This is a genomic window from Polaromonas sp. AET17H-212, assembly GCF_002379085.1.
Classification (GTDB): Bacteria; Pseudomonadota; Gammaproteobacteria; order Burkholderiales; family Burkholderiaceae_C; genus Polaromonas.
The window spans coordinates 134,781-154,381 of record NZ_NBZW01000002.1 but is presented as its reverse complement, the minus strand read 5'-3'; the positions used below and the strand labels follow the sequence as shown (position 1 = coordinate 154,381).

Annotated in this window: 17 protein-coding genes; 7 read left to right on the top strand and 10 right to left on the bottom strand. The window is 67.3% G+C overall.

Annotation, left to right across the window (positions count from 1 at the left end):
* Positions 1-1,206, top strand: a complete 1,206-nt coding sequence (locus B7G53_RS02895) for an efflux RND transporter periplasmic adaptor subunit (RefSeq protein WP_096663253.1) — start codon at positions 1-3, stop codon at positions 1,204-1,206.
* Positions 1,207-1,240: 34 nt separating this feature from the next.
* Here B7G53_RS02895 and B7G53_RS02890 read toward each other — a convergent pair whose 3' ends face one another.
* Positions 1,241-1,768, bottom strand: coding sequence for a flavodoxin family protein (locus B7G53_RS02890; protein ID WP_096663250.1), 528 nt, complete (start codon positions 1,766-1,768; stop codon positions 1,241-1,243).
* Positions 1,769-1,942: 174 nt separating this feature from the next.
* On the opposite strand from B7G53_RS02890, the gene B7G53_RS02885 reads away from it, so the two are divergent.
* Positions 1,943-3,412, top strand: a complete 1,470-nt coding sequence (locus B7G53_RS02885) for a bifunctional aminoglycoside phosphotransferase/ATP-binding protein (RefSeq protein WP_096663841.1) — start codon at positions 1,943-1,945, stop codon at positions 3,410-3,412.
* A gap of 46 nt (positions 3,413-3,458) precedes the next feature.
* On the opposite strand, the gene groL is transcribed toward B7G53_RS02885, so the two are convergent.
* A complete protein-coding gene (gene groL / locus B7G53_RS02880) occupies positions 3,459-5,090 on the bottom strand; it encodes a chaperonin GroEL (protein ID WP_096663247.1) in 1,632 nt (543 codons plus the stop codon).
* Positions 5,091-5,569: 479 nt separating this feature from the next.
* On the opposite strand from groL, the gene B7G53_RS02875 reads away from it, so the two are divergent.
* From B7G53_RS02875 to B7G53_RS02855, 5 genes are read left to right on the top strand one after another with little or no spacing between them, the layout of a single operon-like run.
* Positions 5,570-7,132, top strand: coding sequence for a thymidine phosphorylase family protein (locus B7G53_RS02875; protein ID WP_096663838.1), 1,563 nt, complete (start codon positions 5,570-5,572; stop codon positions 7,130-7,132).
* Complete coding sequence (locus B7G53_RS02870) at positions 7,132-8,034, top strand: ribose-phosphate pyrophosphokinase (protein WP_096663245.1); 903 nt, start codon at positions 7,132-7,134, stop codon at positions 8,032-8,034. The genes B7G53_RS02875 and B7G53_RS02870 overlap by 1 nt, the downstream gene beginning before the upstream one ends.
* Positions 8,031-8,624 (top strand): NAD(P)H-dependent oxidoreductase, encoded by a 594-nt coding sequence (locus B7G53_RS02865; protein WP_096663242.1) that lies wholly within the window; start codon positions 8,031-8,033, stop codon positions 8,622-8,624. The genes B7G53_RS02870 and B7G53_RS02865 overlap by 4 nt, the downstream gene beginning before the upstream one ends.
* Positions 8,625-8,672: 48 nt before the next feature.
* Entirely contained in the window at positions 8,673-10,211 is a 1,539-nt protein-coding gene (locus tag B7G53_RS02860) for an SLC13 family permease (RefSeq protein ID WP_096663240.1), read from the top strand.
* 27 nt (positions 10,212-10,238) lie between these two features.
* Entirely contained in the window at positions 10,239-10,889 is a 651-nt protein-coding gene (locus tag B7G53_RS02855; RefSeq protein ID WP_096663238.1) for a SagB/ThcOx family dehydrogenase, read from the top strand.
* A gap of 23 nt (positions 10,890-10,912) precedes the next feature.
* Here B7G53_RS02855 and B7G53_RS02850 read toward each other — a convergent pair whose 3' ends face one another.
* The 8 genes from B7G53_RS02850 to B7G53_RS02815 all read right to left on the bottom strand — a co-directional run bounded on the left by B7G53_RS02850 (position 10,913) and on the right by B7G53_RS02815 (position 19,562).
* Positions 10,913-11,152, bottom strand: coding sequence for a hypothetical protein (locus B7G53_RS02850; protein WP_096663236.1), 240 nt, complete (start codon positions 11,150-11,152; stop codon positions 10,913-10,915).
* 54 nt (positions 11,153-11,206) lie between these two features.
* Complete coding sequence (locus B7G53_RS02845) at positions 11,207-11,587, bottom strand: rhodanese-like domain-containing protein (protein WP_096663234.1); 381 nt, start codon at positions 11,585-11,587, stop codon at positions 11,207-11,209.
* An 86-nt stretch (positions 11,588-11,673) separates the two neighbouring features.
* Positions 11,674-13,020, bottom strand: coding sequence for a DUF3422 family protein (locus B7G53_RS02840; RefSeq protein WP_096663231.1), 1,347 nt, complete (start codon positions 13,018-13,020; stop codon positions 11,674-11,676).
* A 122-nt stretch (positions 13,021-13,142) separates the two neighbouring features.
* Positions 13,143-13,589, bottom strand: a complete 447-nt coding sequence (locus B7G53_RS02835) for an OsmC family protein (RefSeq protein WP_096663228.1) — start codon at positions 13,587-13,589, stop codon at positions 13,143-13,145.
* Positions 13,590-13,591: 2 nt separating this feature from the next.
* The gene (locus tag B7G53_RS02830) at positions 13,592-13,816 is read right to left on the bottom strand and encodes a YgaP family membrane protein (protein WP_096663225.1); all 225 of its coding nucleotides are present in this window, start codon (positions 13,814-13,816) and stop codon (positions 13,592-13,594) included.
* A gap of 43 nt (positions 13,817-13,859) precedes the next feature.
* A complete protein-coding gene (locus B7G53_RS02825) occupies positions 13,860-15,131 on the bottom strand; it encodes an NAD(P)/FAD-dependent oxidoreductase (RefSeq protein ID WP_096663222.1) in 1,272 nt (423 codons plus the stop codon).
* Positions 15,132-15,172: 41 nt separating this feature from the next.
* Entirely contained in the window at positions 15,173-18,472 is a 3,300-nt protein-coding gene (locus B7G53_RS02820; RefSeq protein WP_096663835.1) for an efflux RND transporter permease subunit, read from the bottom strand.
* Between the two features lie 7 nt (positions 18,473-18,479).
* Complete coding sequence (locus tag B7G53_RS02815; protein WP_096663219.1) at positions 18,480-19,562, bottom strand: efflux RND transporter periplasmic adaptor subunit; 1,083 nt, start codon at positions 19,560-19,562, stop codon at positions 18,480-18,482.
* Between the last annotated feature and the right edge of the window lie 39 nt (positions 19,563-19,601).

The following is a 19,601-nucleotide window of genomic DNA, read 5'->3' as shown; positions in this document are numbered from 1 at the left end:
ATGAATGTGCTGAAACTGAAAAAAACGACCTGGCTCTGGATCGCGGCGGGCGTCGCGGTGCTTGCAGCGCTCGCCTGGGCCTTTTCGCCGCGACCGGTCGAGGTCGAAACCGCGGTGGTCCGACAGGGGCACTTCGAGCAGTCCATCGAGGAGGATGGTCGCACCCGGCTAAAGGACCGCTACACCGTCTCGGCGCCGGTGGCCGCACGCGTGGCGCGCATCGTGCTGCGCGAGGGAGACCGCGTGGCCGCCGGCGACGTCGTGGCCGTACTGATGCCGGTCATGTCGTCGATGGTCGATGAACGCAGCACGCGCGAAGCCACGGCACGGCTGAAAGCGGCCGCGGCCGGGGTGGAGCGCGCCTCGGCCCGCGTGGCACGCGCCGGGATTTCCCTGCAGGAGGCTCAACTGGAAAAGGAGCGTACCGAAAAGCTTGCGGGTGAAGGCTTCCTGTCGGCCTCAAGGCTTGATGCGGTCCGCCTGGCGCTGGCAGGCGCCCGCCGCGAACTGCAGGTGGCCGACGCTGAGCGGGAAATGGCCTTGCAGGAAAAGGCCCAGGCCGCGGCGGCGCTGCTGCAACCGGTGGCGGCCGGCAGCAGCAACACCCGGCCGCTGAGCGTGCGGTCGCCAGTCAGCGGGGTGGTGCTGCGCGTGCCGCAGCCCAGCGAGGCCACCATTGCCGCGGGTGCCGCCCTGCTCGACATTGGCGACCCCCTCCAGATGGAGGTGATCAGCGAACTGCTGACCACCGACGCCGTGCAGGCCACGGCCGGGCGCCGCGTGGTGATCGAACGCTGGGGCGGGCCGTCCGTCGACGGCGTGGTGCGCCGGGTGGAACCGGCCGCTTTCACCAAGGTCTCGGCGCTGGGGGTGGAAGAACAGCGCGTCAACGTGCTGATCGACGTCAGCAACCCGCCCGAAGCCTGGCGCAGCATGGGCGACGGCTTCCGGGTGTCGGTCCGGATTGTCACGGCCAGTATCGGGCAGGCCGTGCTGGCACCCCTGGGGGCGCTGTTTCCTCACGGCAAGGGCATGGCGGTCTACCGGCTGGACGGTCGTTATGCCCGGCTGCAACCGGTCGAGGTCGGTGCCCGCAACAACAACGAGGCCTGGTTGCGCAGCGGCCTGACACCGGGTCAGACCGTGATTGTTTACCCTCCCGCCACCATCCGCGATGGCCGCAAGGTCCACGTGCGCACGCCTTGACACCGGGTCGCCGGCGGCGGCATCCCGGACCAGGTCAGCCGGCCAGAGGTGACCAGCTGGCAGGACGCACCGGGCTGGCCTGCCGGCTGGCTGTCTGCAGGGCCTGGCCAAAAGCCTCCAGACGGCCGGCACAACTGCCGTCGTCGACCTCACGCGTGGTGAATGCGGTCGCCAGCAGGGGGGCACGACCCAGCAGGTGCTCAATTTCGGCCACGGCATTCGGTGCGCCGCTGCCGCCCATCACCGACACCACGCCCACCTGCTGCAAGTCATCGCGTTGGTCGGCCACAAAACTGCGCATCGGCGAGGCCAGGCGATACGCCCAGATCGGGGAGACCAGCACCAGTGTTGCGAAATCCTTGGGGTCCGGCCCCAGGTAACGGATGCGCGGCTGGCGTCGCAGCAGGGAATCGACCACGCAGCGCAGCGTGCCAGACGCGCCGGAACGGGTTCGCTCCTCCACAATTTCGCCCGAGGGCCAGCCGAGTTGACTGCACAGCAGTTGCACCAGGCGCCGTGACGTCCCGGTGTAGGAATAAAAGACGACCAGGATCCCGTCCATTGCGTGCTCCTCTGAGGTGGTTTTGAAACTATAGGCAGCGGCGGGGTCGGGGCATTGAGGTGTATCAAGCCGCTGCGAGTTCCGGCCCGGAAGGAACGCCCGGCAGCGGCGCCCCAAAGCTGATTGACGGACATCAAGCCCGGCGCCGCAGGGGCGGCTTAGTCTGGCTGCATGATGCCAACGCCTGATGCTGCCCTGAACTCCGCCCGCGCCCTGGTCACCTCGCTGGCCGACGCCTTGCGCGCGGAACTGGTCGAGACCCACATTTCATGGGTGCTGTTGACCGCGGACACCGCCTACAAGATCAAGAAACCCGTGCACCTGCCCTTCGTCGACTACAGCACCCTGCCAGCCCGGCGCCACTTCTGCGAGGAAGAAGTCCGGCTCAACCGGCGGCTGGCGCCCGGGTTGTACCTGGGCGTCACAGGCATCACCGGCATGACCGCATCGCCCGAAATCGGCGGCGCCGGGCCGGTGCTGGAGTACGCGGTGTGCATGCGCCGCTTTCCCCCGGGCGCTCTCTTCAGCGAAAGAATCGCCGCCGGCACCCTGGACAACAAGGACGTGGATCAGCTGGCTGCGCTGCTGGCCGATTTCCACCAGAGCGCGCCGCGCGCGGCGGCTGCGGCTGGTTTTTCCAGCGCCGGCCAGCGCCGGCGCGTCGCGCTGGCTGCGCTCGAAGGTGTCCGGCCATTGGCCAGCCATGCTGCGTTCTGCAACTTGCAAGCCTGGCTAACCGCCGAAGCCGACGCATTGGCGCCCTTGTGGACCTCCCGCCTGACGGACGGGCATGTGCGCGAATGCCATGGTGACCTGCACCTGGCCAACGTGGTGCGTCTTGACGAGCATGTCGCAGCCTTCGATTGCATCGAGTTCGACCCGGCACTGCGCTGGATCGACGTTCTCGACGATGCGGCTTTCGTGGTGATGGACCTTGCTGCCCACCAGCGGCAGGACCTGTGCTTCCGCTTCCTCAATGCCTGGCTGGACCGCACCGGCGACCATGCCGGCCTGCCCGCACTGCGGTTTTCCGTGGTTTACCGCGCGCTGGTCCGCGCGCAGGTGGCGCACTTGCGCAGCGCCGGGAGCGCCGCGGCCCACCGTTACCTGGCGACCGCGTTGGCCTGGGCGCGACCGGGCCAGGCCTGGCTGTCCATCATGCACGGCCTGCCGGGGTCGGGCAAGACCTATGTCTCGCAGCACCTGCTCGAGCAGGAAGGCGCGATCCGGCTGCGCTCGGACGTGGAGCGCAAGCGCCTGTACGGCCTGGGCATGCTGGAGGATTCGAGTGCCCGGGGGCTGGACCTGTACCGCGCAGACATCACCGCGCGCACCTATGCGCAGCTGTTCGGCCTGGCGCGCACAGCACTGCAGGCAGGTTACCCGGTGATCCTGGACGCCGCTTTCCCGCACCGCATCGAACGGGATCAGGCACACGCCTTGGCACAAGCGCTTGGTGTGCCGTTTTCCATCGTGCACTGCGAAGCTCCCCTGCCGGTGCTGCGTGAACGCCTGCTGGCCCGCCGCGGCGATGCCTCGGAGGCCAACGTCGCGGTGCTCGACCGCCTGCGCGATGCCGGGGACCCGCTGTCGGGCGATGAAATGGCCATGGTGCGAGCCGCCCCCGGTGCGGCGCACGCGTGATGGATTTTCGGTATCCGGGTCCACAGGGGCTTGCCAGCGCCCGCGTTCAATAGAGGTCCGGCTGTCCTCCCAGAGCGGGTGCGCCGGGCGACTCCTTGCGCGGCGCGTTGGCAATCATGCAGTCGATGGTCAGCACCAGGCTGGCGATCGAGCCGGCATTTTGCAGCGCCAGGCGGGTGACCTTGGCGGGGTCGATCACGCCCATCTCCAGCATGTCGCCGTACTGGCGCGTGCCGGCGTTGTAGCCGAAACTGCGCGGGCTCGCATTTTCCACCCGGTCCAGCACGATGGACGCTTCCTCTGCTGCATTGATGACGATGCGCCGCAACGGTTCCTCCAGCGCCCGCGCGACGATCTTCACCCCGGAATCCTGATCGAGCGTCGGCAATGCCAGACCCTGCAGCCCCTTGCGGGCACGCACCAGGGCCACGCCGCCGCCAGGAACAATGCCCTCCTCCACCGCCGCGCGCGTGGCGTGCAGCGCATCTTCCACGCGCAGCTTGCGCTCCTTCAGTTCGGTTTCGGTGGCGGCACCGACCTTGATCACCGCCACGCCGCCCGACAGCTTGGCAATACGCTCGTCGAGCTGCTTGCGGTCGTACTCGCTGCTCAGGTTTTCGCGCTCCTTCCTGAGGGCGGCAACGCGCTCCTGAATTCGCCGGGGCTCACCGGCACCGCCAACAATCGTGGTGCGGTCTTTTTCCACCTCGACACGGCGCGCGCGACCCAGGTGCTCGAAGGTCGCCTTCTCCAGGGTCAGCCCCAGTTCATCGGCGATCACCTGTCCGCCTGTCAGCAGCGCGATGTCCTGCAGCATGGCCTTGCGACGGTCCCCGAAACCGGGCGCCTTGACCGCGCAGGTCTTGATCGCGCCACGCATGCTGTTGATCACCAGCGTCGCCAGCGCCTCGTTGTCGATATCCTCTGCGATCACCAGCAAGGGCGCGCCGGCCTTGGCGGCTGCTTCCAGCAAAGGCACCAGGTCCTTCACCGTCGAGAGGCGCTGGTCGTACAGCACGATCGCCACATCTTCCAGCACGGTGGACTGGCGCTCGGCATTGTTGATGAAGTAGGCGGACAGGTAGCCCCGATCGAACTGCAGGCCTTCCACTACCTCCAGCTCGCTGGCCATGCCGGAGCCGTCTTCGATCGACACTGCGCCTTCGCGGCCGACCTTGTCCATCGCCCTGGCCACCAGCTCACCGATGGAGCGGTCATTGTTGGCGGATATGGTGGCGACATGGGCAATTTCCTGCGACAGGGTGCAGGGCTGTGCCAGCGCCTTGAGCTCACCCACAACCACCTCGATTGCGTGGTCGATGCCGCGCTTCAGGTCCATCGGGTTCATGCCGGCGGCCAGGTATTTCAGGCCCTCCTGGATCATGCTGTGCGCCAGCACCGTGGCGGTGGTGGTACCGTCCCCCGCCATCTCGCTGGTACGCGCCGCCACCTCGCGCAACAGCTGCGCCCCCATGTTTTCGAAACGGTCTTCCAGCTCAATGGACCTGGCCACCACCACGCCGGAGTTGACGATCTGGGGGGCGCCAAATTCGCGGTCGATGACCACCGTTCGTCCGCGTGGACCGAGCGTTACCTTGACGGCATCGGCAAGGGCCTCGACGCCGCGGCGGATCTTGTCCCGCGCATCCTCTCTGAACAGAAGCTGTTTGGCGGCCATGGTGGGTTACCTCCCGGGAAATGCTGCGGTCGACCTGCGTCCCTTATGGCGGCAACCAGTCCTGGCCGGCAGCAGGCGGGCAACGCGGGTGTCACCGCATCTCAAGGTCCGCCAGGTCGGAGCCGCCTGCACAACGGACAACGACCGCGACGCAGAACGCCACAGTGAACGGGCCGTGGGGACGACCCTGTATCGTTGTCCTAGCCGCAGCGGCGGCAATGCTTTCGACACGGTGACAAATACACTTTAGGCGCACGGCCGGGAAGCGCCATGATTTATATCAACCGGGAAAGAACTCACCACCCGGCATCCGCTGACGCGCAGCAGTGGGGCCTGTAATTTGTCACAACGTGGGGCAGCCGGGGAAAGCCGGGGCCAAGGTCCCGAACGGTTCAGCAGCTGCGGCCGTCAAGCCGGACTTGCGCTGCATCAAGGCCAGCGATACCCGCCTTGCCTACAGTGGCGCGAAAGGACCGCCCATGCAAGCAACGCCGCCCCCTGCCACTGCCACTGCCCCTTCCACTGTCACGGCCCCTTCTGCTGCCAACCGGCTGCGCCTGCGCCGGCTGGGCATCGACACTTACCAGGAACCGGTGCTCTACATGCACCGCGACTGCCCCATCTGCCACTCGGAAGGCTTCGAGGCGCGGTCGCGCGTGGAACTGCGGCTCAATGGCTACACCATCGTGGCCACGCTCAATGTGGTGAGCGGGGACTTCCTCTCAGCCGACGAGGCTGGCCTGTCCGAAGCGGCCTGGCGCCTGCTTCATGCACGGCCAGGGGAAGAAATTACGCTGCACCATCCCGCACCGCTCGAATCGCTGAGCCATGTACGCGCCAAGGTCTACGGCCGCCGCCTCGGCCAGGCCGCCATCGACGCGGTGATCGCGGACGTGGCGGCCGGCCGTTACTCGGACCTGCAGCTGGCTGCCTTCGTCACCGCCTGCGCCGGCGACCATCTGGACATGGACGAAACCATCGCGTTGACCCGCGCCATGGTCAACGTGGGCGAGCGCATGCACTGGGGCGAGGGCCTGGTCATGGACAAACACTGTGTGGGCGGCTTGCCCGGCAACCGCACCACCATGATCATCGTGCCCATCATCGCAGCCTGCGGGCTGCGCATGCCCAAGACCTCGTCGCGCGCCATCACCTCGCCGGCCGGCACCGCCGACACCATGGAGACATTGGCGCCGGTGGACCTGGACGTGACCCAGATCCGGCGTGTGGTCGACCGCACCGGCGGCTGCATTGTCTGGGGCGGCGCCGTGCGGCTCAGCCCCGCGGACGACATCCTGATCCGCGTGGAGCGCCCGCTGGACCTGGACAGCCAGGGACAACTCGTCGCCTCGGTCCTGTCCAAGAAAGCCGCGGCCGGCGCCACCCATGTGCTGATCGACATGCCGGTCGGGCTGACGGCCAAGGTCCGCAGCGCCCATGCGGCCAAGCTGCTGGGTCAACAGCTCGAGCAGGTCGGCCGGGCGCTGGGCATGCAGGTGCGGGTGGTGCAGACCGACGGCGTGGCCCCCGTGGGCCGCGGCATCGGCCCCGCGCTGGAAGCGCGCGACGTGCTGGCCGTGTTGCGCCGCGAAACGCGGGCGCCGGCCGACCTCGCGCTGCGTGCCCTGCAGCTGGCCGGCCAGATTCTCGAGTTCGGCGGCGCGGCACCCGCCGGGTCCGGCCTGGCCCAGGCCACCGCAGTGCTGGCGGACGGCCGCGCCTGGCAGAAGTTCCAGGAGATCTGCGAGGCCCAGGGCGGCTTGCGCGAGCCGCCGGTGGCCACCCACCAGCAAGCGGTGCCGGCCCGGCACAACGGCACGGTGATCGCCATTGACAACCGGCGCCTGGCACGCATCGCCAAACTGGCCGGTGCCCCCTCGGCGGCGTGTGCCGGCATCGACATGAATGTGCAGCTCGGCACCGTGGTTGAGCGCGGCCAGCCGCTGTTCACGCTGCATGCGGCAACGCCGGGCGAACTCGCCTATGCCCTGGAGTACGCCACCAGCCAGGCCGAAGCGGTGCATGTGATGGAAGAGGCCTGATGCTGGTCCTGGCCCTCCCCGGTGGTGAGCAGCTCGCGGCCGGCCTCGCCAGCCGCCTGCGCTGCGACGTCGCCAGCCTGCAACTGCACCGGTTTCCTGACGGTGAAACTGGCGTGCGTATCGACGCGCCGGTCAAGGGCCGTTGCGTGGTCCTGGCCGGCAGCCTGGACCAGCCCGATGGCAAGACCCTGCCGCTGATTTTTGCCGCCGACGCGGCGCGCGAGCTGGGCGCCCGGCAGGTCGGGCTGGTCGCGCCCTACCTGGCCTACATGCGGCAGGACAAACGCTTCCAGCCTGGCGAGGCGGTGACCTCCCGCAGCTTTGCCCGGCTGCTGTCCGCTTCGCTGGACTTTCTGGTTACCGTGGATCCGCACCTGCACCGCATCCACAGCCTGGCCGAGGTGTACACCATCCGTACGCAGGTCATCCCGGCCGCGCCGCTGATCGCGCGCTGGCTGCGCAGCCACGTGGAAGCGCCCTGGCTGATCGGACCCGACCAGGAAAGCGAACAATGGGTTGCCGAGGTGGCAGGTCTGGCGGGCGCCCCCTGGACCGTGCTGACCAAGACACGGCGCGGCGACCGCGAGGTAGGGGTCCGGCTGGCCAGCCGGGAACGCTGGCCGGAACGGACACCGGTGCTGCTCGACGACATCATTTCTACCGGGCACACCATGCTGGCTGCCACGCGGCTCCTGAAGAAGGCCGGTCTGGGCGCGCCGATTTGCCTGGGCGTGCATGCGCTCTTCGATGCCGAGGCCCAGCGCCAGCTGCTCGAAGCAGGCGTCACGCGTTTGCTGACCTGCGACACCATCCCCCACCCGACCAACGCGATACGCATGGCCCCGCTGCTGGCCCGTGCCGTGCGCCAGCTCAGCGCAGCCAGCAAGGATGCCGCGACATGACGGCGAAACGCATCGTCCTGATCCAGGGCCACCCCGACAGCACCGCGCCCCACCTGTGTCACGCCCTGGCGGATGCGTATGCCGCGGGCGCGGAAGAAGCCGGGCACAGCGTGCGCTGCATCCAGGTCGCCGCGCTTGATTTTCCGCTGCTGCGCAGCCAGCAGGCCTGGGAGGAAGGCGCACTGCCCGCCGGCTTGCAGCAGGCGCAGGCCGATATCCGCTGGGCCGAACACATCGTGCTGTTCTTCCCGCTCTGGCTGGGCGACATGCCGGCCCTGCTCAAGGGATTCCTGGAACAGGTGGCCAGGCCCGGCTTTGCTTTTGAACACGAAGCGGGCCGCGCGACCTTCACCAACAAAGGGCTGGCAGGCCGATCGGCCCGTGTGGTGGTGACCATGGGCATGCCGGCGCTGGTGTACCGCTGGTATTTTCGCGCCCACAGCGTCAAGTCGCTGGAGCGCAACATCCTGGGCTTCGTCGGCATCGCCCCGGTCCACACCACACTGATTGGCATGGTCGGCGATTTCAAGGCGGACGACGGCAGCCGCTGGCTGGCCAAACTGCGCCGGCTCGGGCAACGCACTCAATAAGGCATGCATGGCCAAGCCACCCACTCCATCCACCCAAGAAAGACCCCGATGAACCCTGCACCCATGGCGCCAACCCTTACGCCACCGAGCGCCCCCGCGCCCGGCAAGCCCGGCAGCGACATCGTCAAGCGGGTCGGCCTGCTCGCCGCGCTGGCGGCCCTGCTGGCCATCGTCTGGATGCCGGCCCTGCAGGGCCTGCCCGCCGCCGGCCAGGTGATGCTGGCCATCCTGGCCTTTGCCGTGATCGTCTGGATGACCGAGGCGCTCGACTACGCCGTGAGTTCGGTGGTCATAGGCGCGCTCATGATCTTTCTGCTGGCCTACGCGCCCGACGCAGCCAAGCCGGCCGGCCCCGACATGGGCACCGGTGCCGCGCTCGGCCTGGCCCTGTCCGGCTTCTCCAACAGTGCCGTGGCGCTGGTGGCGGCGGCCTGCTTCATTGCCGCGGCGATGTCCGCCACCGGGCTGGACAGACGCATCGCGCTGAAGGTTCTGTCCAAGGTGGACGCGGGCACCAACCACATCGTGATCGGCGCCATGGTCACGGGTTTCCTGCTGTCCTTCATCGTGCCCAGCACCACGGCGCGCGTGGCCTGCCTGGTGCCCATCATGATGGGTTTCATCCTGGCCTTCAAGGTCGACAGGCGCAGCCGCTTTGCCGGCCTGCTGGTGATCACCGCGGCACAAACCGCCAGCGTCTGGAACATCGGCATCAAGACCGCTGCGGCGCAAAACATGGTGGCCATCGGTTTCATCGAGAAGCAGTTCGGCACCAGCATCAGCTGGACGGAGTGGTTCATTGCCGGTGCGCCGTTTTCGGCCGTGCTGAGCGTGGCGGTGTATTTCATCATGACCCGCCTGATGAAACCGGAGATGAAGGAAATCGCGGGCGGCCAGGCCACCATCCGGCAGCAGCTTGAAGCCATCGGGCCGATGACGCTGCGGCAGTGGAAACTGCTGGCCATCGTGCTGGTGCTGCTGGGCTTCTGGGCCACCGAAAAAGTGTTGCACAACTTCGACACCTCGTCGACCACCATCGCGGCCATCGCCCTGATGCTGATGCCACGCCTGGGCGTGATGGACTGGAAGGAATCGCAGCGCGGCTTCCCCTGGGGCACGGTGATCCTGTTTGCCGTCGGCATCAGCGTCGGCACCGCCCTGCTGAAAACCAACGCGGCCGGCTGGCTGGCCAACCTGATCGTCCAGCACCTGGGGCTGCAGCAGGCCAGCGCCTTTGCGATCCTGATGCTGCTGTCGCTGTTCCTGATCGTGATCCACCTCGGCTTTGCCAGCGCGACGGCGCTGGCCTCCACCATGATCCCCATCATCATCAGCGTGCTGACGGCGGTGCAGACGCCGGGCATCAACGTGGTCGGCATGACCATGCTGCTGCAGTTCGTGGTGAGTTTCGGCTTCATCCTGCCAGTCAACGCGCCGCAAAACATGATCGCCTACGGCACGGACACCTTCGATGCGCGCGACTTCGTGCGCACCGGCCTGGTGATCACGCTGGCCGCCATGGCGCTGCTGGTTGTCTTCGCGCTGACCTACTGGCCGTGGATGGGCTACATGACCAAAGCGGTCTAGGAAGAACCGGAAACAAGGAGGAAGGCCATGACCACCCTGACCAAGCTCGCCCTCGGCATGATGGGCAAATTGCGGCCGCAACCGGCCCTCGGCAACGCCGCCGCCCTGATCAGCCTGCCGCCGCCCGACCGGCAAGCCGGTCTGCCGCTGATGCAGGCGCTGGCCCAACGCCAGTCGCGTCGCGACTACAAGCCGGACCCGCTGCCACTGGCGCTGCTGTCCGGCCTGCTCTGGGCCGCCTGCGGTGTGAACCGGCCCGATGGCGGGCGCACCGCACCCTCGGCCCTCAATGCGCAGGAAATCGACATGTATGTGGCCTTGCCCGAGGGTGCCTACCGCTACGACGCCGCCGGACATCAACTGCAACTGGTCGCCGGCGCCGATCTGCGGCGTGTAACCGGTTACCAGGACTTTGTCGATGAGGCGCCCCTGGACCTGGTCTACGTCGCCAACCACCCGCGCATGTCGCTGGTGCCGGCCGCCCAGCGCGAAGCCTTCGCCCACGTCGCCGCCGGCGCCATCACGCAGAATGTCTATCTGTTTGCGGCCAGCAGCGGCCTGGCCACGGTGATACGCGCCTGGATAGACCGCACGGCCATCGCCGACGCGCTGGGCCTGAGCCACGACCAGCAAGTCCTCCTGTCGCAGACGGTCGGGTTTCCGGCTGCCGCCCCCTGAAGGCGCGGCGAGGGCCTGCAGGCTCAGCGCTCCCCGGCGCCGGCGCGTGCGGCCATCACCCGGCGCCAGAGTCGCAGCGCCAGCAGCACCAGGGGCATGGTGTGAATGAACAGGTCGAAGATGTCCAGGGGGCGGGACAAGGTGCCCTGGCCCAGCATCCGCAATTTTTCAATCAGGTGCGGCTCGGGCGTGATCGGCGCCACGGCCATCCAGAGCGCCAGGACGACCAGCCAGACCAGCGGGATGCGGTCCAGCCACTTCATGGCCAGACGCCCTGCAGCCGCTGCCGGCCATGCGCACAAACAACCTGCAGAGCATCATTCAAAGGACGGCGCCTCCGGCTTGACCACCGGCTTGCCGGCCGCGACCCAGCCATCGATGCCGCCGGCAATCGACCGCACGTTCAGGTAGCCCATCTCGTGCAGGGCCGCACCACTCAGAGCGGCGCGACCGCTGGTCTTGCAGTACAGCACGATCTTCAGGTCGCGCGGCTGCAGCGCCGGGGTGCTGCTGAACTTGAATTCGAGCAGGCCGCGCGGGACGAGGACCGCGCCGGCAATGTGGCCGGCGGCGTATTCGTCGGCTTCGCGCACATCCACCAGCACATCGGCTTCCTGCAGGGAGATGTCAGCGTTGGATACGGTGATTTCCCGGACGCGGGTTTTGGCAGCGGCGACGAGATCATGGGCAGTTTTCATGGGGAACTCCTGGTAACAAGGTGAAAAATAAAATGGGGAACGGGTAGGGCAGCCTGCGTCCGGCGCGTGCGCCGGATGCCGCAAGCTCAGGGTGCGCGGATTTTTTCGTGAATGCGGCGCGTGGTGCGCCACACGCCCCACAACACCAGCGGGATCAGGGCTCCGGCGGCGATCTCCGGGTTGACGGGCGCACCGGCGGCCTTGAACGCCTTGCCCACATACAGCAGCAGGCTCACCACGTAATACGAGATGGCCGCAATCGACAGGCCTTCCACCGTGGATTGCAGGCGCAGTTGCAGCTCCTGCCCGCGCGTGAGTTTTTCCAGCAATTGCTGGTTCTGCACCTCGGTGGCGATATCCACCCGGGTGCGCAGCAGCGCGCTGGTGCGCGACACCCGCTCGGACAGGGAAGCCAGCCGCTGCGCCGTCGCTGCCACGGTGGCCATGGCCGGCGACAGGCGGCGCTGCATGAATTCGCCGAGGAGCTGGGTGCCGGAAATGGGTTTTTCGCGCAGCTCGGCGATGCGCTGCCCGACCAGCGCGCTGTAGGCCCGCGTGGCCGAGAAACGGTAGACGTGTTCGGCCGTCGCGCGCTCCACGCGGGCCGCCAGCGACACCAGCGTGTCCAGCAGGTCCTGGTCGGAGGCCGACTTGTTTTCGAGCCGTGCCGTGATGTCGGCCAGCTGCCCCTCGGCCTCGGCCAGCATGGGGCCCAGCGCCTTGGCCACGGGCAAACCGCGCAAGGCCATCAGGCGGTAGGTCTCGAGTTCCAGCAGGCGCTGGGAAATGCGGCCGGCGCGCATCTCGGTCATCCCCGGCGGTGCAATCACCAGCATGCGCTCGAACCCGTCGGCATCGAGGTGAAATGCGGTCACCGCCCACGAGTGGCCGTTGCCCAGCTGTGAAGCCACCACGGCCCGGCCGCCGAACCAGGCCAGCGCCTGCGCCATCAGCGCCGCCTCGCCGGACAGATCGCCGTGCACCAGGGCCAGCTGGATGGCCGCCACTGTGCGCCCCGGAATGCCGGGCAACCAGCCTGGTGCCACCACCGGGGCCGACAGCAGGGGCGGCTCGGCGGCACCCAGCAGCGCGCTGGCGGGCAGCGCCTGCACAACGGCATAACGCGTGAACTCGGTGTGCCGTTCCCACTGCACGCTGTAGCCGCCGCAGCGCAGGCTCAGGAAGTTGCCGTTCAGGCTGTCCTGCGGCAAATCCTGCTGCCCCGGCAGGCGGCGCAGGTGTTCACATTCCTGCTCGCGGGTCACGCCGGCGTTGAGCACCGCCACATAAATGATGAGTGCCGGCAGCCGCACGCGGGCCGACGGCCGCGCATGCAGCTCGTTGTGCAGCACGGCACGCTGCGCATCGTCGGGCGGCAGCAACGCGAAGGACGCAGGGAAAGAAGCAGCAGAGGAAGACAGGCTGGAAGTCATGCCCCGACACTACCGTTTTGATAGCTTCTTGATCTTTCCTGGCAAGGGCTGGCGCCTGTTTTCATGAAAAATTCCCGATGGACCTGGACCTGGAAGTGGAAGGCATGGAAGACCGGCACGGCTTATTTCAGGCGCTGGCCGGCGCTGTCAGAAATTTCGATGGTGATCGGGATGCCCTGCCCCACACTCTGGGTGACGGTGCAGAACGCCTCGAACTGCTCGAGCACGCGGTCCAGGTGCTGCAGCGAGGCCGCCGGCACGCCCAGCGTCAGCTGCGCGGTCATGGCCAGCACACGCAGGCGCCCTTCCGGGTTGCGGCCCACCTGCGAGGTGATGTCGCAGCGCATCGGCTCCGGGGCCTGCTTGAACTTGCGCAGCGCAAACAGCAGCGAATCGCTCAGGCAGTTGCCGACGGCGGCGCTGAGCAATTGCACCGGCGAGGGCCCGAGCCCGGTCCCCAGTGGCGCCGGTTCATCACCGGTCAGCACCGGAATGGCCCCGCCAAACTGGATCTCAAAGCGGTAGTCGTGCTGCTGGACCAGGCTGACCTGGACGAGGGTGTCGCTCATGCTCAGGCGCCGCAGGAGACGCGGGACTCGGGCACGCCCAGCTTCTTGAGGATGAAGCCGAGCGGGCACACGTTGGTAAACCCGAACTGGAACAGGTTGAAGCCCACAAAGGCGGTGAAGGCCAGGGCCCACTTGCTCACGAACAGCGGGCTGCCCTCAACGCCGAGCGCCAGGGACACCAGGATGAACAGGCCGGCAATGATGCGGATGTAACGTTCGACAGTCATGAAATTCTCCAGGAGTTAAAAAAACAAAAACAAAAAACGGGTTCTATTTCAGGCGCACGATGCCCAAGAGCTTGAGCACGTACTTCTCATACACCGGCTCCGAGTTGCCGGTTTTCATCTTGCGGATGAAATACTTCTCGAACGCGATTTTGGCCAGGTGCACCCATTTGCCCTTCTTGAACCAGTTCACGTTGCGCGGTGGTATCTGCGGCAGGGCCACAAAGGCGGCCCCGGTGTCGCCCATGTCGGCCAGGCAGATCGCGTTCCAGGTGGCCTTGGCCTGCACCGGCCGGCCGGCAAGCTCGTCGGCGATGTTGTGGGTGCTCGCGGTGACCATGGTCTCGATCATGTAACCGGTCTTGGGCGCGCCCGTCGGCACGGGCGTGACCTCCACCGGCGGGATGGCCACGCAGACGCCGGCCGCAAAGATGTTGGGCCAGGCCTTGCTGCGCTGGTGTTCGTCGATCAGCACAAAACCGCGCGGGTTGCACAGCCCCGGCACCGCTGCCACCGCATCCACGCCCTTGAAGGCCGGCAGCATCATGGACAGCTTGAACGGGATTTCATGCTCTTTGTACACATTGCCGAGGTCATCGACCTGGGTGACAAACATTTTCCCGTCCTCGACACGCGTGGTCTTGGCGTTGGTGATCCACTTCATGTCGTGGCCGCGCATCTCCGACTCCATCATGGACTTGCTGTCGCCGACACCGCCCAGGCCCAGGTGGCCGATGTAGGGCTCGCTGGTCACAAAGGTGATGGGCACCAGGTGACGCAGCTTGCGCTTGCGCAGGTCGGCGTCGAGGATGAAGGCAAACTCGTAGGCCGGCCCGAAGCAGCTGGCCATCGGCATGGCGCCGATGACGACCGGGCCAGGGCTTTTGAGAAACTCCTGGTACTCCGCCCAGAATGCCTCGGCATGTCCCACGGTGCACACGGAATGGGTGTGCCCGCCGTGGGGACCGGCGCCGGGAACCTCGTCGAAGCTGAGCTTGGGTCCGGTGGTGATCACCAGGTAATCGTAGTCCAGGCTGTCGCCGCCTTCCAGCGTCAGGCGCCTGGCCTCGGCGTCGATGGCGGTGACAGCCTTGGGCACAAAGGCAATGCCCTTGCGCTCCAGCAGGGGGGCGATCTTCAGCACGATGTCGTCCCGCTTGCGCCAGCCCACCGCCACCCAGGGGTTGGAAGGCACGAACTGGAAGTAATCCACCGCGCTGACCACCGTGATCTGGTGCTCGGGCGGCAGCAGCTCGCGCATGTCGTAGGCAGCCGGCATGCCACCTAAGCCGGCGCCCATGATGATGATTTTGGCCATGTCATGTCTCCTTGGTTCGGGTTGAAGAATCAGTCCGTCACTCAGGCGGCTTCACTGCGCGCGGCAGGCGGGCCCACCCGATGCTGGTACAGCGCGAAATAGAGAACCGGAATGACCACCAGCGTCAGCAGCGTGGACACCAGGATGCCGAAGATCAGCGCAATCGCCAGGCCGTTGAAGATGGGATCGTCCAGGATGAAAAAGGCGCCAATCATCGCGGCCAGGCCGGTCAGCGCAATTGGCTGGGCGCGCACGGCGGCCGAACTCACCACGGCCTCCTTGAAGGCCATGCCCTGCGCGACCTGCAGCTCGATGAAGTCCACCAGCAGGATGGAGTTGCGCACGATGATGCCGGCCAGCGCGATCATGCCGATCATGCTGGTGGCCGTGAACTGGGCGTTGAGCAGCGCGTGCCCCGGCATCACGCCAATGATGGTCAGCGGAATCGGGGCCATGATCACCAGCGGCGCCAGGTAACTCTTGAACTGCGCCACCACCAGCAGGTAGATCAGGATCAGGCCCACACCGTAGGCCGTGCCCATGTCGCGGAAAGTCTCATAGGTGATCTGCGACTCGCCGTCCCACTTGACTGCGTACTGCCGGTAAGGATCGGAGGGCTGGCTGATCCAGTATTCGCCCAGCTCCCCGGTGTTGGGCAGGGCCGCCTGCGCCAGCTTGGGCCGGATGCTGAACAGGCCATACAGCGGCGAGTCGAGCTTGCCGGCCATGTCGCCGAACACATAACTGACAGGTTGCAGGTCCTTGGTGAACAGCGGCTTGTTGATCACGCCCCGGTCCACGCGCACGAGCTCCGACAGCGGCACCATGCGGCCGTTGGCGGCCTTCATGGGCAGGGCCAGCAAGGCATCGAGCCCGACCTGGCTGTCCAGCGGCAATTGCAGGCGAACCGGCACCGGGTTCTTGGACTGGCCATCGTGCATGTAGGCGGCATCCGCACCCGAGAGCGCACCCTGCACCGTCTGGGCAATCGCCGCCACCGGAATGCCCAGCGACTCGGCGCGTTGCCGGCGTACCGTGAGTTGGGCGCGCGGCGCGTCTTCCTTGAGCGAGGTGTCGATGCCGACGATGTCGGGCGTGGCCGCAAAGGCAGCCGCGATGCGCCGGGCCAGCGCCTGGCGGCCGGCCTCGTCCGGACCGTAGACCTCGGCCACCAGCGGGCTCATGACCGGCGGGCCGGGCGGCACTTCCACCACCTTGACCCGGGCCTGATGGCGCGCGCCGATTTTTTCCAGTTCCGGGCGCAGGCGCTGGGCGATCACGTGGCTCTTGTCGCTGCGGTGTGCCTTGTCCACCAGGTTGATCTGCAGGTCCCCCTGCTCGGACTCGGCACGCAGGTAGTACTGGCGCACCAGGCCGTTGAAGGTGATCGGGCTGGCGGTGCCGGCATAGCCCTGCAGGTCGCGCACTTCGGGCTGCTGCGCCAGAAACGTCCCCATCTCGTGCAGGGCGGCCGCGGTGTTTTCCAGCGGCGTGCCGGCTGGCATGTCCACCACCACCTGGAACTCGCTCTTGTTGTCAAAGGGCAGCATCTTGAGCACCACCCACTGCACCATGGTCAGCCCGACCGACAGCAGCAAGGCCACCAGGATGCCGGCCAGCAGCAGCCAGCGCTTGCGCGCGCTGTCGAGCAGTGGCGTCAGGACGCGTGTGAAAAAGCGTTGCAGCTTGGGGCCCAGCCCGCCAGGGGTTGCCGCGGCCTCGTGGCCGTGCCCCGGACCATGCGACTTCATGAGCTTGAGCGCCAGCCAGGGCGTGACGGTAAAGGCAATGGCCAGCGAGATCGCCATGCCGAGGCTGGAGTTGATCGGGATCGGGCTCATGTAGGGGCCCATCAGGCCGCTCACAAAGGCCATGGGCAGCAGTGCGGCAATCACCGTGAGGGTCGCCAGGATGGTCGGCCCACCGACCTCGTCAACCGCACCGGGAATGATGTCGGCCAGCGACTTCTCCGGAAAGAGCTGTTGGTGCCGGTGGATGTTCTCCACCACCACAATCGCATCGTCCACCAGGATGCCGATGGAAAAAATCAGTGCAAACAGCGACACGCGGTTCAGCGTGAAGCCCCAGGCCCAGCTGGCAAACAGCGTGGCCATCAGCGTCAGGATCACGGCGGCGCCGACGATCACCGCCTCGCGCCGGCCCAGGGCGAAACCCACCAGCAAAATCACCGAACCTGTGGCAAAGGCCAGCTTCTGGATCAGCTTGTTGGCTTTTTCCGCGGCAGTCTCGCCATAGTCACGCGTGACGGTGGTCTGGATGTTGGCCGGGATCACCGTGTTGCGCAACTCCGCCAGGCGGGCATTGGCGGCACGCGCCACATCGACGGCGTTTTCGCCGGGCTTCTTGGTCACGGTCAGCGTCACCGCCGGATAAACCTGCCCCGCTGCCGGTGGCGCCGTGGCCGTCGGGCCGGCCTGCGTCACGGCCGCGCCCGGCGTGAACCACACATAACGCTGCGGCAACTGGGCACCGGCCTCGATGCGGGCCACCTCGCTCAGATAAACCGGCTTGCCGTTGCTGACACCAACCACCAGGGAACCGATCTCCTCCGCGGAGGAGAGAAACTCGCCGGTCTCCACGCTGAGCATCTGCGGGGTCGGGCCCGAAGGGTCCAGCACCGAACCCGAAGGCATGCCGAAATTGGCAGCGGCCAGCGTCTGCTTGAGCCCCAGCACATCGACCCCGCGTTCGCGCAGGCGCACCGGGTCCAGCCACACATGCACGGCCCGGCCCGGGCCGCCTATGGTCTGCACCTCGCGCGCGCCCGGCACGCGTTTGAGTTCCATCTCCAGGGTGCGCGCCACCCGTTCGAGATCGTTGGCGGCCAGCGCATCGCCGCTCCAGAGCGTGACGGCCAGCACCGGCACGTCGTCGATGCCCTTGGGCTTGACGATGGGCGCGAGTGTGCCCAGGTCACGCGGCAGCCAGTCCTGGTTGGCGTTGAGCACGTCGTACAGGCGCACCAGCGCCTCGGTGCGCGGCACGCCCACCTTGAATTGCACCGTCAGCACGGCCAGGCCGGGCCGGGCCACCGAGTAGGTGTGTTCGATACCGGCAATCTGGCTGAGCACCTGCTCGGCGGGACGGGCCACCATGTTCTGCACGTTTTCGCTGCTGGCCCCGGGAAACGGGATCAGCACATTGGCCATGGTCACGTTGATCTGCGGCTCCTCCTCGCGCGGCGTGACCAGCACGGCAAAGAGGCCCAGCAGCAGGGCCATCAGGGCCAGCAACGGGGTGATGGCATTGGACTGGAAGGCCGCCGCCATGCGGCCTGAGGCGCCGAGGCGGGTGGAACCGGAAGAGGTGGGATCGTTCATGGCCACCTCAGCGCGCAGCGGTTTGCGGACGGGCACCGGAGAGGCCGGCACGCACCGGGTCCAGCGCCACGCTGTCACCGGCGGTCAGGCCCGCCAGCACTTCCACGCCGGCCGCGCCGTGGTCGGGGCCCAGCCGCACCGCCCTGAGCGCAAAACCCTGCCCGGCCACGACATACACCGCGGTCAATTCACCGCGCCGGACCACGGCCGAGGCCGGCACCACCATGCGCTCGGACGCGCCGCCGACAAAACGCACACGCACCTGCTGGCCGGGCACCAGGCCCTCCGCGCCGGCGGTCGGCAGCTCCAGCCGCCACTCGACGGTCTGGGATACCGGGTCCGCCGAGGGCAACACGCTGCGCGCCACCGGCACCAGCCACTGCGGCCCGGCCTTGCCGGCCGGGCCCTGGATTTCCACCCGGCTGGCCGACCGGGCGATGCCGCCCAGCGTCGCCGGCACCTGCACGACGGCACGCAAGGGCAGCGGCGCATACAGCGTCAGCAGGGGCGTGCCCGGCATGGCCAGGTCGCCCGCTTCGCTCAGGGTCTGCAACACCCAGCCGTCATACGGAGCGGTCACGCGCGTGAAACCCTGCGCAAGTGCCGACTGGCGGGAACCCGCGGCGGCCTGGTCGCGTCCGGCCTGCGCGGCGTTGAGCTGCGTGTTGGCGGTGTCGAGGGCGGCCTTGCTGACAAAACCCATGGCCTGCAACTCCCGCGAGCGCTCGGCGTTGGCCCGTGCATTGCGCAACTCGGCCTCGGCCTGCGCCACCTGCGCCTGGCTGCGCTGCACGCCGGTCTGGGTCTCGCGATCGTCAATGGTGGCCAGCAACTGCCCGGCACGAACACGGTCACCCGCCTTTACCAGCAGGGAGGCCACCCGTCCCGACGCCTGCGCCGACAAGGTGCTTTGCTGCACCGGCTGGACCACACCGTCGAGCTCGAAGCCCGTGGGCACCGCCTTCGCCCGGATCTGCACCACCGGCACCTCGACGGCCGTGACGGCGCGCGCCGGGCCTGCGCTGAACGCCAGGCCCAGCACCACGGCCAGCACCTGAAACATGGGGACCTGCAATTTCTTCATCTTCATTATTTGTCCTTTGACCTGCCCGAGGCTGCTGAGCGTCAG